Here is a 14064-nt window from a genome sequence, read left to right on the forward strand (position 1 = left end):
CGGCCCCCTAGCCCCTACCCCCTCCGGGAGAGGGGAGCCTAACGATTTAGCTGCTAGCTGTTGGCTATTAGCCGCTAGTGCTATTGAGAGAAGCTAATAGCCAACAGCTAAGGGCTGATAGCTCAACAAAAGCTCCCCTCTCCCGGAGGGGGTAGGCGCTAGGGGGCCGGGGGTGGGGTTAAACAGTCCCAAATCCTCCTATTCTCCCACATGCTAACATCCTACACAGGCCCGAAAAAATGGTATAGCTACGCCCGGGTGCTATCCGCTTATTTCGCCCTTCCCAACTCCCACCTTTTCCATGAAAAAACAATTCGCTTCGCTGGCTTCGTTGGCCGTTCTCGCCACCTTGCCGCAGTTGGCCCGTGCGCAGTATCCTTCCATTCCGCCGGATGTGCAGAAGGCCAGCGACGAGATGATGAAAGAGGAGCGGCGGCAATCGGACATTGCCTGGAACAAGGCTTACCCCATCATCAAAAAAGAAGCCCAGCAGGGCAAGCCTTACGTGCCGTGGGCGGCCCGGCCAATTGATTTGCCGCAGTCGCCGCTGCTGGCGTTTCCGGGGGCCGAGGGCGGCGGGTCGCACACGTTTGGCGGGCGCGGCGGGCGCGTCATCGTGGTTACGAGCCTGGCCGACCGCGGGCCGGGCACGCTGCGCGAGGCCTGCGAGCAGGGCGGCGCGCGCATCGTGGTGTTCAACGTGGCGGGGATTATTCGGCTGAAAAGCCCGCTCATTATTCGGGCGCCCTACATCACCATTGAGGGCCAGAGCGCACCCGGCGACGGTATTTGCGTGGCCGGCGAGTCGGTGTGGCTGAACACGCACGACGTACTGGTGCGCTACATGCGCTTTCGGCGGGGCGAAACCAACGTGGGCCGGCGCGACGATGCCATCGGCGGCAACCCCATTGGCAACATCATGATTGACCACGTGTCGGCCTCCTGGGGCCTCGACGAAAACATGTCGATGTACCGCCACATGTACAACGACAGCACCGGCATTGCCGAGCAGAAGCTGGGCACGGTGAATATCACCATCCAAAACTCGATTTTCTCGGAGGCGCTCGATACCTGGAACCACGCCTTTGGCAGCACCCTAGGGGGCGAAAACTGCTCGTTTATGCGCAACCTGTGGGCCGACAACGCGGGCCGCAACCCGTCGATTGGCTGGAACGGGGTGTTCAATTTCGTGAACAACGTGATGTTTAACTGGGTGCACCGCTCGACCGACGGCGGCGACTACCGCGCCCTCTACAACATCGTCAACAACTACTACAAGCCCGGCCCCTCCACGCCCAAAGACACGCCCATCGGCCACCGCATTCTGAAGCCCGAATCGGGCCGCAGCAAGCTGAAGTACCAAGTGTACGGCCGCGCCTACGTGGCCGGCAACATCGTGGAAGGCTTCCCCAACGTGACCAAAGACAACTGGGATGGCGGCGTGCAAGTGGAGGAACTGCCCAACGCCGGGCCCTACACCGCCGATATGAAGGCCACCGCGCCGCTGCCCATGCCCGAGCTCACGATGCTGCCCGCCGACAAGGCCTACGCCTATGTGCTTGACCACGCGGGCGCCACCCTGCCCAAGCGCGACCCGGTAGACACCCGCGTGATTACGCAGGTGCGGACCGGCAAAATCGACTATCTCAAGAACGTGAAGCTGCCCGATACGCAGTTTAAGCACCGCCGCCTGCCGATTGATTCCTACAAGCAGGGCATCATCACCGACCCCGTGCAGGTGGGCGGCTACCCCACCTACGCCGGCAAGCCCTACGCCGATGCCGACAACGACGGCATGCCCGACGACTACGAAAAGAAGAACGGCCTCAACCCCAAAAACGCCGCTGACGCGGGCGCGATTGCCAAAAACGGCTACGCCAACATTGAGAACTACCTCAACGGCCTAGTAGACGTGAAGGACGTGAAGCCCACCGGCGGTGTAGAGATGGGCGGCGGCCTATCGCGGATGTAAGCTTGTGATGGCGCGGGGCTGCGCCCCGTGCCGGTTATTTGCCGGCCTCTGGCCGGCGACGTTGGCAAATGTTGCTGCACTGTAAAGCAACTATTTGCTAGCGTGCGGGCCAGAGGCCCGCGAATAGTCGGCACGGGGCGCAGCCCCGCGCCATCGTCCCTACTACTCGCGGACTAAAAGTCCGCGCTACACCCCCACCCGTGCGCAAGCCTACCCTTTTCCTCACTCTCCTCGCCCTGCCAGCCCTGGCGCAGAAGCCACCCAAGCCGGTGCCGCCGCCCGCGCCCATCGGCTACCAGGATGACAAGCTGACCTACGCGCCGGACTCGCTGGGCAATCGGGTACCCGATTTCTCGTATTGCGGCTACCGGGCGGGCGAGGCGGCGATTCCGACGGCGGTTATTAAAGTCAGGGTGCCCGCCAAGCCGGGCGATGCCACGGCCCGCATTCAGGCGGCGCTCGACTACGTGGCGGGGCTGCCCCTGGGCAAGGACGGGCTGCGCGGGGCGGTGCTTTTAGACAAAGGCACGCACGAAGTAGCGGGCCGGCTGTTTATCCGCGCTTCGGGGGTAGTGCTGCGCGGCAGCGGCATGGCCGATGGCGGCACGGTGCTGGTGGGCACGGGTTTCAGCCGCGATAATCTGATTACCGTCAGCGGCCGCGCCGACCGCAAAACCGAAGTAGCGCAAGCCATCGCCGACACCTACGTGCCGGTAAATGCGCGCACGATTAAAGTCACTACTGCGGCCACTTTTAAAGTTGGCGACCGAGTCACTATTCGTCGGCCCAGCACGGCGGCCTGGATTAAGAAGCTCGGCATGGAAACCTTCGGCGGCGGCTTGTCGTCGCTGGGCTGGAAGCCTGGCCAGCGCGAAGTCAGCTGGGACCGGCAGGTGGTGGCCGTAGATGCCAATGGCATCACGCTGGATGCGCCGCTGACTACGGCACTGGATAAAACCTACGGTGGTGGCACCGTGGCGCGCTACACCTGGCCGGGGCTGATAACCCAAGTCGGAGTCGAAAACCTGCAACTGGAATCGACCACCGACGCCGAAAACCCGAAGGATGAAAACCACCGCTGGGTAGCCATAGCCCTCGAAAACGCCCAGGATGCCTGGGTGCGGCAAGTGGCATTTCGGCACTTTGCGGGCTCGGCGGTGCTGGCCCACGCCACGGTGCGCCGCCTCACGGTGGAGGACTGCCGCTCGACGGAGCCGGTGTCGGAAATCGGCAACGAGCGCCGCAATACCTTTTACACCCTAGGTTCGCAAACGCTGTTTCAGCGGCTCTATGCCGAGCAGGGCTACCACGACTTCGCGGTGGGCTACTGCGCCGCCGGCCCCAATGCCTTCGTGCAGTGCGAGGCCGAGCAGGCGCTCAGCTTCAGCGGTGGCATCGATAGCTGGGCCTCGGGCGTGCTCTTCGACATCATCAAGGAATACGGCCAGGCGCTGCGCTTCGGCAACCGCGAGCAGGACGGCCAGGGCGCGGGCTGGGCCGTGGCCAACAGCGTGCTCTGGCAGTGCACCGCCAGCCGCGTAGACTGCTACCGCCCGCCCACCGCCCAAAACTGGGCCTTCGGCACCTGGGCGCAGTTTGGCGGCAACGGCTACTGGGACCAATCCAACGAAAACATCACCCCGCGCAGCCTCTACTACGCGCAGCTGCAAGAGCGCGTGGGCGAAAGCGCCAAGGCCCGCGCCATCTTGCTGCCCGTGCCCACCGAGGCCAGCAGCAGCCCTAAAGTGGCCGTGGCGCAGGAGCTAACGCGGCTTTCCCTCATCCCGGCCCCTACCCTCACGGCCCTCATCGACGCGGCAGCTACTCGCCAACCCATTCCCACCCAATCTTCGGCTCCAACCATTGATAAAGTCGGCGTGAAAGCGCCCGCCGCGCCCACCGCTGCCCCCGCCCTGCGGGTGGTGCGCGGCGTGGTGGTGCGCGGCGACGCTCTGGTGCTGGGCCAGCGCCAGGAAGTGCCCTGGTGGAACGGCAGCGCCCGCCCCTACGGCCTGCCCCAGGCCAAGCCGCATGTCACGCGCTTCGTGCCGGGCTTTGCGGGCCGCGGCCTCACCGACGACCTAGGGCCGATGACCGATTCGCTGCGCCAGCGCAACGTGGTGGCTCTAAGCCACAACTACGGCCTCTGGTACGAGCGCCGCCGCGACGACCACGAGCGCATCCGGCGCATGGATGGCGAAACCTGGGCCCCGTTTTACGAGCTGCCCTTCGCCCGCAGCGGCCAGGGCCAGGCCTGGGACGGGCTGAGCAAATACGACCTCACCAAATACAACAAATGGTATTGGAGCCGCCTGGCCCAATTTGCCGACCTAGCCGACCACAAGAGCTTAGTGCTGCTGAATCAGCATTATTTCCAGCACAACATCATCGAGGCCGGCGCGCACTACGCCGACTTCCCGTGGCGGCCGGTCAACAACATCAACAACACCGGCTTTCCCGAGCCCGCCCCCTACGCCGGCGACAAGCGGATATTCATGGCCGAGCAGTTTTACGATGTAACTGATGCCACGCGCCGGCCGTTGCACCGCGCTTTTATTCGGCAGAATCTCAACAACTTCGCCGGCAAGTCAGGCGTCGTGCATCTCATCGGGGCCGAGTTTACGGGGCCGCTGGCGTTCGTGCAGTTCTGGCTCGATACCATTAAGGAATGGGAAGCCGAAACCGGCCAGCACCCGCTCATCGCCCTCAGCACCACCAAGGACGTGCAGGACGCCATCCTGGCCGACCCGGCCCGCGCCGCCGTGGTCGATATCATCGACATCAATTACTGGCACTACCAGTTCAACGGCACGGCCTACGCCCCCCTAGGTGGCCAAAACCTGGCCCCGCGCCAGCATGCCCGCCTCACGCCGCCCAAGCGCAGCTCGTTCGAGCAGGTGTACCGGGCCGTGCGTGAGTACCGCCAGCAATTCCCCGATAAAGCTGTGCTGTACTCGGCCGATGGCTACGATGCCTTCGGCTGGGCCACGCTGCTGGCGGGCGGCTCGCTGGCGAGTGTGCCCCGTGTGGCCGACGCACGCTTTGCCGCCGCCATAGCTGGCATGACGCCGCTAGAGCTGCCCGGCAAGCCCGCCAACCAGTGGGCCATCGGCGATGGCAAAACCGGCCTGCTAGTGTACCGCGAGGGTGCAACTGCTACGCAAGTAGACCTAGGAGCCTTGAGCGGCACCTTCTTGGTGCGCCTCATCAACCCCAAAACCGGGGCGCTGACAGACACGAAAGAGACCGTGAAAGGCGGCAAAACGGCCACGCTAAGCAAGCAAGGCGACGGGGCCGAAGTGGTTTGGCTGGTGAAGAAGTAAACAAGTTTTACCGCAGATTTTCTCAGGATTAAAAGCAGGGCTCTCAGCGAAAAACTCTGCAAGGCCCTGTGGGAAAAGCTCCTGATTTTACCGGCAAGCTCACTGTTAATTGAGCCAGTGTATGAAAACAAGCCTTTTGCTCGCGCTGCTTACCCTCGCTACCGCCGCCCAAGCCAAGGTGGTGCTGCCCCGTGTGCTAGGCCACAACATGGTATTGCAGCGCGACAAGCCGGTGGCCATCTGGGGCACGGCCGCGCCGGGCGAAGCGGTGGCCGTGCAGTTTGGCCCCCAAAACCCGCGTACTGTGGCCGATGCTGCCGGCCATTGGCAGGTGATGCTAAAACCGCTCGCCGCCTCGGCCACGCCGGCCGACCTTACGATTAAGGGCAGTAATACCATCGTGCTGCACAACGTTTTGGTGGGCGAAGTGTGGCTGGCCTCGGGGCAGTCGAACATGGAGTACACCATGCGCAAGAGCAGCAAAGCGACGCTGCCGCCCGGCGCCGACACTACCGCCCTGCACGAGCTAGACCGCGCCCACGCCCCGGCCATCCGCATTTTTCTGGTCAATCGCAAGGAGCTGGCCAAGCCCGACTCGCTGCACCGCGGCTGGAGTGTGGCCCAGGACTCAGCCCTGCGCTCGTTTTCGGCGCCGGCGTATTTCTTCGCCAAAGAGCTGCACCAGAAGCTTGGCGTGCCAGTGGGCGTGGTGTCGTCGGCAGTGCCGGGCAGCCGCATCGAGCCCTGGATTGCGGCCGAGGCATTCCAGCAAGACCCCGCTTTTGCGGGCCGGAAAGTAGACGGCGACCCGGCTAAATTTTACGAGCCGATGATACGGCCACTCGCGCCCTTCGCGCTGCGGGGCTTTTTGTGGTACCAGGGTGAAAGCAACTGCTTTCTGGCCGAAACACGCACCTACACCCAAAAAATGCGCCTGCTCATTCAGAGCTGGCGCGCCGCTTGGCACGACGCCAAGCTGCCGTTTTACTACGTGTCGCTGGCCCCGTTTAAGTACTCTGAATCGAAAGACAACAAGGGCACGATAACCACCGAAACGCTGCCCCGCTTCCGCGAGGCGCAAGAGGCTGTGCTGCAAGTGCCGCGCACAGGCCTCATCGTGACAACCGACCTGGCTACCAAGCTCGACGACATTCACCCGCCTTACAAGTGGGAAATCGGCCGCCGCCTGGCCCTGCTGGCCCTGGCCGACACCTACCGACAGCCTGCCGCGCCGGCTTCGCCGGTGTTCCGCCGCTTGTCGGTGCGGGGCGGCGTCGCCACCGTGGCCTTCACCGCTAGCGCGCCGCTTGTCAGCAAGGATGGCCAGCCACTTACCGATTTTACTATTGCGGGGGCCGATGGCGTGTTTGTGCCCGCCCAGGCGCGCATCGAGGGCCAGCAAGTGCTGGTGTCGGCGGCGGCCGTGCCGCACCCGGTGGCCGTACGCTTCGGCTGGCACGAGGCCGCACAGCCTAATCTGTTTTCGGCGGCGGGTCTGCCCGTGCGGCCGTTTCGGACTGACCGCGCGCGGTAGAGGGCGCGATGGCGCGGGGCTGTGCCCCGTGCCGATTATTCGCGGGCCTCTGGCCCGCACGTTAGGACACCTAGAGCCAGCACTTCAATACCGTTAAACACTCACTTAACAACCTCCTAGCGTGCGGGCCAGAGGCCCGCGAATAGTCGGCACGGGGCACAGCCCCGCGCCATCATCCTCCCTAATTCCCGCCCATGCCTCACCCTACCCTTTCCCGCCGCGATTTCCTAGGTGCTGGCTCGCTGCTGCTGGCTAGCCTACTGCTGCCGCAAGCCAGCCAGGCCGCCAAGCCCAAGAGGCTGACTTATAAAATTGCCGTGGTCGACCTCATGATACTGAAGCGCCAAAAGCTCGGGGCGCTCCAGCTCACGAAGGACATCGGGGCTGATGGTGTGGAGATAGACATGGGCGGCCTGGGCCAGCGCGACACCTTCGACAATCAGCTGGCCAACCCTGAAATCCGGCAGCAATTTATTGATAAGGCCAAGGAGTTGAACCTGGAAATCTGCTCACTGGCCATGACCGGGTTTTACGCACAATCGTTTGCCACGCGGCCCACCTACGAGCGTATGGTGCAGGACTGCTTCGATACGATGAAGGCGCTTGGAGTGAAGGTCGCCTTCCTACCCCTAGGCACGCAGGGCGACCTGCGTAAAAACCCCGAGCTACGCCCTGCCATTGTGGAGCGCTTGAAAGTGGTGGGCCGCCTGGCCCAGAAAGCGGGCGTAGTGGTGGGCATCGAAACCGCGCTCGACGCCACTGGCGAGGTGGCGCTGCTCAAGGAAATCGGCTCGAAGCACATCCAGATTTATTTCAACTTCTCAAACCCACTTAAAGAGGGCCGCGACCTCAACCAGGAATTGCGCATCCTGGGCCGCAAGCGCATCTGCCAGATGCACGCCACCGATGAGGACGGCGTATGGCTGCAAAACAACACGCGGCTTGATATGCAGAAGGTCAAGCAGACGCTGGCCGATATCGGCTGGCAGGGCTGGCTGGTGATTGAGCGCTCGCGCGATGCCACCGACCCGCGCAACGTGAAGAAGAATTTTGGGGCCAATGCAGCGTATCTGAAGTCGGTTTTTCAGGGTTGAGGCTGGGCCCTGTAGTGTAGCATACTAGCCGATACCGGGCCGCTGGCCGGGAGCTATTGGGGGCGCTTCCGGGGCTGAATAACAAGCTGAATAGCTAGCCGGGAACGATTTAGTGCGCTGATTGCTTGTGCGCTAAACAATGAGCAAGCACTCACTTTTGCCTCACATTACCCCAGTGTTTTGATGCTAATTTCCTACAATAACTTGGCAAAAACAAGTATCACGTTCCTTTCATATAGCCGCTAAATTCGTGTCGTAATCCTGGTAGTGTCTTTACCCGTCCAAAACCTACGCCACGCATGTTTTTCTCGTTTCGCCCTTTGCTGCTAGCCGCTTTGCTGAGCGTTGCCGGGGCCACTACTGCCGCCGCGCAGGAGCAGCCCGCCGAAAGCAAGGAAGCCGCCTACACCCGCACTGTAAACGAGCGCGCCGCCAAAATCGTGGCCACGCTAGGGCTACCCGACGAGGCCAAAAGCCTGAAAGTACGCGACGTAATCGCCGGCCAGTACCGCGCACTCAACACGGTGCACGAAGCCCGCAAAACCCAGCTCGCCGCCCTCAAGGCACAGCCCAAAGACGACCAAACCGAGGCCGCTACCAAGAAAGTAGAAGCCCAGGCTACCGCCGCCCTCGACAAGCTGCACGGCAAGTACCTCAAGCAGCTCGGCCGCTACCTCACGCCCGCGCAGGTAGACCAGGTGAAGGACGGCATGACGTACCGCGTGCTGCCCATCACGATGACGGCCTACGCCGACATGCTGCCCGACCTCACCGCCGCGCAAAAAGCCCAAATGCTGGCCTGGCTTACCGAGGCCCGCGAGCACGCCATGGACGCCAGCACTTCGGAGGAAAAGCACAAGTGGTTTGGCAAGTACAAGGGCCGCATCAACAACTACCTCTCGGCCGCCGGCATCGACATGAACCAGGCCGGCAAAGACTGGCAGGCGCGCATCGCGGCCCGCAAGGCGGCCGCTGCGCCGACCACCAACTAGCCCGGCCCGCTGGCCGGCCCTACCCTCGCTACTCTCTCTACTAAAACCTTCAGTTTCACCCACCAAACTGTATATGGCTCACTCTCTACCCTCGCGCCGCCGCCCGGCTGGTGCCACTCATTCCCGCCTGGCGGCCGCGCTGCTGGCCAGCAGCGCCCTGCTCGGGGCGCAGGCCGCACAGGCGGCCCCGGTAGCCGGCGGCGGCAAGCCCGCCAACGTGCTCGTGGCCTTCAAGGGCCGGGTAGTCGATGCCAAGGGCCAGCCCCTGCCGGGCGTGACGGTGCTCATCAAGGGCACCAAAACGGGCACCAGCACCGATGCCAACGGCATCTTCAATTTCAACCTGCCCACGGGCAAGGAGGTGTTGATTTTCAGCTTTGTAGGCTACAAAACCAAGGAGATGGCCGTGGACGGCCGCTCGACGCTGGACGTGAGCCTGGAGGAAGACGCCGCCGCCCTCGACGACGTGGTGGTAGTGGGCTACGGTGCCCAGGCCCGCTCCACTCTCACCGGGGCCGTGGCCACGGTAGACATGAAGCAGATTCAGGACTTGCCGGTGGGGAGCCTCTCGGCTACGCTGCAAGGCCAGATGCCCGGCGTGGGCGTGTCGGGCGGCACCAGCCGCCCCGGCCAGCCCGCCCAGATTACGGTGCGCAACCCCAACTCGCTGGCCAAGGACGGGCCGCAGGGTGTGGGCCCGCTCTACGTGATTGACAACGTAGTGCGCTCGGTCGACGACTTCAACATCCTCGACCAGTCGGAGGTAGAGTCCATCTCGGTGCTGAAGGACGCTTCGGCGGCCATCTACGGCGCGCGCGGCGGCCAGGGCGTTATCCTGGTAACCACGCGGCGCGGCAAGGTCGGCGCGCCGCAGCTGAGCTACAGCGGCTCGGTGGGCGTGGCCGATGCCACGATGCTACCCAGGATGATGAGCGGCGTGCAGCACGCACAGTACCTCAACGACTACAACACGGTGGGCGGGATGCAGCCTTCCAACGCGGCCATCTACACCCAGGACGAGCTCGACCATTTTGCTGCCAACAACACCAACTGGCTGAAGGAAGCTTGGCAGCCAGCCGTAACGCAGCGCCACGCCCTGAACATGAGCGGCGGCACCGACCGGGTAACGTACTTTGCCAGCGCTACTTACAACAAGCAAAACGCCAACTTCGACAACATCAACTCCGACCGCTGGACGTACCGCGCCAGTGCCGACGTGAAAGTGGCCCGCGGCCTGAAGGCGGCCCTCTCGGTGAGCGGCGGCCTGGGCCAGTCGCGCATGTACTTCCTCAAGCAGGGCAATGAGAACATCGAAAACGACATGAAGAGCTTGCTCTATACGCCGCAGTGGGCGCCCATGTACGTGAATGGCCTGCCTGTTTACCTTTCTACCGGCACGGGCTTCGATGCGTTCCACTTCTTCGAGGTGCAGCGGTCCGACAACTTTACGTCGCAGCGCAACTCGCTGCTCAACGTGCAGGCTAGCGCCGAATACGAGCTGCCGTTCTTAAAAGGCCTGCGCGCCCGGGTGGTGTTCAACAAGAACATGAACAACATGTTTGGCAAGCAGTATGGTACCAAGTACAACGTGTACCAGCTCGCGATGCGCGGCGACCACAAGCACATTTACGATGGCGACGTCATCAAAACCGTGACGCTGAACAACGGCGACCGGGTGCGCCTCAACCCGTCGTACAGCGACAACTACCAGCTCAACGGCTACCTCTCTTACGACAATCAGTTTGGTAAGCACCACGTGTCGGCGCTGGCCTTTTTCGAGCAGCAGGAAACCCATACCGACCTGACGACGGCTATGCAGGAGGGCGTCATTATCGGCGGCCTGCCCAATATGAGCAGCGCCACCGGAGCCTATACGGCCACCGAAGTAGAAACCGAATCGGGCGTACTCTCCTACGTGGGCCGCCTCAACTACGACTACGCCAACAAGTACCTGCTCGAATTTACGATTCGCCGCGACGGCTCGACCCGCTTCGCGCCCGAGTACCGCTTCGGCACGTTCCCGGCGGTGTCGGCCGGCTGGGTAATTTCGGAAGAGCCCTTCTTCAAGAACAACATCCGCGTGGTGGATTTCCTGAAGGTGCGCGGCTCGCTGGGCTTTCTGGGCACCGACAACACCAAGTCGTACAACTGGCAAACCAATTACTCGCTGGCCACGGGCAAGGGCGCGGTATTTGGCGGCAACGGCGACCGGCCGCTCGTGTTTATGGCCAACAACGCGCTGGCCAACCGCGCCGCCCGCTGGGACAACATCACGAAGTACAACGCGGGTATCGACGCGCGCTTCCTCGGCAACCGCCTCTCGCTGACCGTAGACGGGTACTACGACCACGCCTACAACATGCTGACGGCCCTGTCGGGCTCGGCCCCGCTGCTGATTGGGGCGGCGCTGCCGTCCGAAAATTTCGGGATAATCAACGGCTTTGGCACCGAGGTATCGGTGGGCTGGAACGGCCGCATTACCCGCGACCTCTCGTTTCGCCTCAACTCATTCTTTACCTGGAACGACAACAAACAGGTGCGCGTAGACGTGCCCCGCGGCCAGGTGGGCACCTTCCTCGACCCCACCGGCCGGTCGAGCGACCCAGGCGTACTGGGCTACCGCTACCTGGGCATGTTCCGCACCGATGACGATGTCAATGCCTTTTTTGCCGCCAACCCCAAGCTCAACCGCCAGAAGTACCTTTTTGGGCAGGAGGCGAAGCCGGGGATGCTGTATTACGAAGATATCCGCGGCCTCAAGAATGCCGATGGCACCTACGGCGAGCCAGATGGCGTCATTACCGACGCCGACGTGGAGTACCTGACGCCCAAGGCCAGCAACCACTACAGCGTGGGCTTCAACCCCAGCATCACCTACAAGTCGCTCAGCATTTCGGCCACGATGGGCATCGCCTGGGGTGGCCAGGCCACGGTAGAAGGCTCGGCCCGTAGCCGCGCCACTACCACCGCCAACCGCCCCGAATTCTGGGCCGACCACTGGACGCCCACGAATACCAACGCCTCGATGCCTGCGCCCTACTACACCGCTACTTACGATGTAACGTCGTCGTTCTGGTTCCGCAGCTCGCTGTCGGCGGGCGTGCGCAATGCCAACGTTTCCTACACCATCCCCACGGCCCTCACCAACCGCATCAGCGTGAGCAACGTGCGCGTGTTCTTCCAGGCTACCAACCTCTTCAACTTCTTCAACCCCTACAGCTACAAAGACTACGTGGGGGCTTACGACGCCTACCCCACCCTGCGCACGCTGTCTTTTGGCTTGAACGTCGGCCTGTAATCTCCTTCCCACCCGCCTCATGAAATATATTACTCTCGCCACGCTGGGCCTGGGCCTCGGGGCCACCTTTTTGCTGGGCAGCTGCGAAAGCGTGCTGGACAAGCAAAACCTGGCCGCCGTCGAAGGCAGCCTTATCTACAACGACTCGACGCTGGCCAACCTCAGCCTCAACTACATCTACGACCAGAATTTACCCAACTGGTTTGGGCAAAGCTCCATCGGCTTCGGCAACCCCACCGGCCTTTCCGACGAGTCGTATTCCGACAACGCCTTTATGCAGGGCACCGTGCAGCAGTCTGATGTGACGGACTTTGGCACGGGCCTGAGCAAGGACAACAACTACGGTAAGATTCGCACCATCAACATGTTCATTCGGGACGTGCGGGCGGGCTCTTTGCCGCAGGGCACCAAAAACCGCCTGATTGGGCAGGCGCAGTTTTTCCGCGCCTGGCGCTACTTCGACCTCGTGCGCCTCTACGGCGGTGTGCCGCTGGTGTTCACCCCGCTCAACGGCGTAGGCAACGAAGCCCGCGACCTCACCTACCTGCCCCGCAACACCACCACCCAAACGTTTGCCGCCATCACGGCCGACCTCGACTCGGCCGCCGCCGTGCTACCCGGCAAGTGGGCCGCGTCCAGCGACTGGGGCCACATCACCAAAGGGGCCGCGCAGGCCTTCAAGGGCCGGGCGCTGCTCTACGCGGCCAGCCCGCAGTTCAACCCCTCCGACAACACCGCCAAGTGGCAGGCTGCCTACGACGCCAACGTGGCCGCCCGTACCACGCTCGTGGCCAACGGCGCCCGCCTGCACGCCTCTTACGACCAGCTATGGTTTCAGGAAAGTGGCAACCCGGAGGCCGTGATGGTGACCGGCTACAACACCTCCTCCGGCGACCAGACCAAGAAGAACAACCAGTACGACAACGCGACCCGCCCGGCCTATACCGGCACCAGCGGCGGCTCGAACCTGCCCAGCTGGGATATGGTGAAGGCCTACCCCATGCTCGATGGCAAGAAGCCCGGCGACGCCACGTCGAAATACACTTACAGCGACCAGCAGTTTTATAAGAACCGCGACCCGCGCTTCGACAAAACCATTGCCTACAACGGCTGCACTTGGCCCCTGAACGGCAACACCGGTTACCGGCTCTGGACGTACTACAACGGCACCACCAGCGTGGAGCCTTCCAAGGCCAGCAATACCAGCTTTTACACCCGCAAGGCCATCAGCCCCACCGCCGGCGTCAGCGATGCCGTGTTCGTCGGCACCGATTGGATTGAGATTCGCTACGCCGAGGTGCTACTCAACGTAGCCGAAGCCGCCTGCGGCCTCAACAACCTCACCGAGGGCTACACCCAACTGAAAGCCCTGCGGGCGCGGGCCGGCATCGAAGCGGGCACCGATGGCAACTACGGCCTGAAAGCAGGCATGACCCGCGCCGAAATGTTCGACGCCATTCTTTACGAGCGGCAATTGGAGTTTGCCTTCGAGGGCAAGCGCTTCTGGGATTTGCGCCGCTGGAACAAGCTCGACGACGTGCTGAACGGCAAAAAGCGCAAGGGCCTCACCATCACATTTAAGGCGACTACCGCCGTGCCGGCCAACACCTTCGCCGCTACCCGCGATGGCCTGAACCTCGATAACCTGTACGCCAATAACTTCACCATTACGGTGAAAGACGTCGATACCAAATATTTCCTCAACTGGCGGGAGCAGGAGTACGCTTTCTTCGGTATCCCGCAGGCGGCCATCGACAACAACCCCAAGCTGCTGCAAAACAACAAGTGGAACGGCTCCTTTGACCCGTTGCAGTAGCATGGCCCTCGTTAGCTTAACTTAACTCCTTGTTT

7 protein-coding genes are annotated in these 14064 nt (G+C 62.6%); all 7 read left to right on the forward strand.

The window, feature by feature from the left end; translation table 11 throughout:
* Nucleotides 1–301: 301 nt before the first annotated feature.
* Nucleotides 302–1972, forward strand: a complete 1671-nt coding sequence (locus VFO93_RS05680) for a polysaccharide lyase (RefSeq protein ID WP_325133369.1) — start codon at nt 302–304, stop codon at nt 1970–1972.
* A gap of 200 nt (nt 1973–2172) precedes the next feature.
* Nucleotides 2173–5295 (forward strand): DUF6298 domain-containing protein, encoded by a 3123-nt coding sequence (locus tag VFO93_RS05685; protein ID WP_325133370.1) that lies wholly within the window; start codon nt 2173–2175, stop codon nt 5293–5295.
* Between the two features lie 121 nt (nt 5296–5416).
* Nucleotides 5417–6829 carry a sialate O-acetylesterase gene (locus tag VFO93_RS05690; RefSeq protein WP_325133371.1) on the forward strand — a complete coding sequence of 471 codons (1413 nt, stop codon included), beginning with the start codon at nt 5417–5419 and terminating at the stop codon, nt 6827–6829.
* Between the two features lie 194 nt (nt 6830–7023).
* Entirely contained in the window at nt 7024–7923 is a 900-nt protein-coding gene (locus VFO93_RS05695; protein WP_325133372.1) for a sugar phosphate isomerase/epimerase family protein, read from the forward strand.
* 299 nt (nt 7924–8222) lie between these two features.
* Complete coding sequence (locus tag VFO93_RS05700; RefSeq protein ID WP_325133373.1) at nt 8223–8915, forward strand: DUF3826 domain-containing protein; 693 nt, start codon at nt 8223–8225, stop codon at nt 8913–8915.
* 73 nt (nt 8916–8988) lie between these two features.
* Nucleotides 8989–12213 carry a TonB-dependent receptor gene (locus tag VFO93_RS05705; RefSeq protein ID WP_325133374.1) on the forward strand — a complete coding sequence of 1075 codons (3225 nt, stop codon included), beginning with the start codon at nt 8989–8991 and terminating at the stop codon, nt 12211–12213.
* Nucleotides 12214–12232: 19 nt separating this feature from the next.
* Nucleotides 12233–14029, forward strand: coding sequence for a RagB/SusD family nutrient uptake outer membrane protein (locus VFO93_RS05710; RefSeq protein ID WP_325133375.1), 1797 nt, complete (start codon nt 12233–12235; stop codon nt 14027–14029).
* Nucleotides 14030–14064: the final 35 nt, after the last annotated feature.

Origin of the sequence: Hymenobacter sp. (assembly GCF_035709525.1) — a bacterium.
Lineage (GTDB): Bacteria > Bacteroidota > Bacteroidia > Cytophagales > Hymenobacteraceae > Hymenobacter.

Excerpts from the sequence above, each read along its gene's own strand:
- VFO93_RS05680 (WP_325133369.1), top strand. The coding sequence starts at position 302 with ATGAAAAAACAATTCGCTTCGCTGGCTTCGTTGGCCGTTCTCGCCACC.
- VFO93_RS05690 (WP_325133371.1), top strand. The coding sequence starts at position 5,417 with ATGAAAACAAGCCTTTTGCTCGCGCTGCTTACCCTCGCTACCGCCGCC.
- VFO93_RS05695 (WP_325133372.1), top strand. The coding sequence starts at position 7,024 with ATGCCTCACCCTACCCTTTCCCGCCGCGATTTCCTAGGTGCTGGCTCG.
- VFO93_RS05700 (WP_325133373.1), top strand. The coding sequence starts at position 8,223 with ATGTTTTTCTCGTTTCGCCCTTTGCTGCTAGCCGCTTTGCTGAGCGTT.
- VFO93_RS05705 (WP_325133374.1), top strand. The coding sequence starts at position 8,989 with ATGGCTCACTCTCTACCCTCGCGCCGCCGCCCGGCTGGTGCCACTCAT.
- VFO93_RS05710 (WP_325133375.1), top strand. The coding sequence starts at position 12,233 with ATGAAATATATTACTCTCGCCACGCTGGGCCTGGGCCTCGGGGCCACC.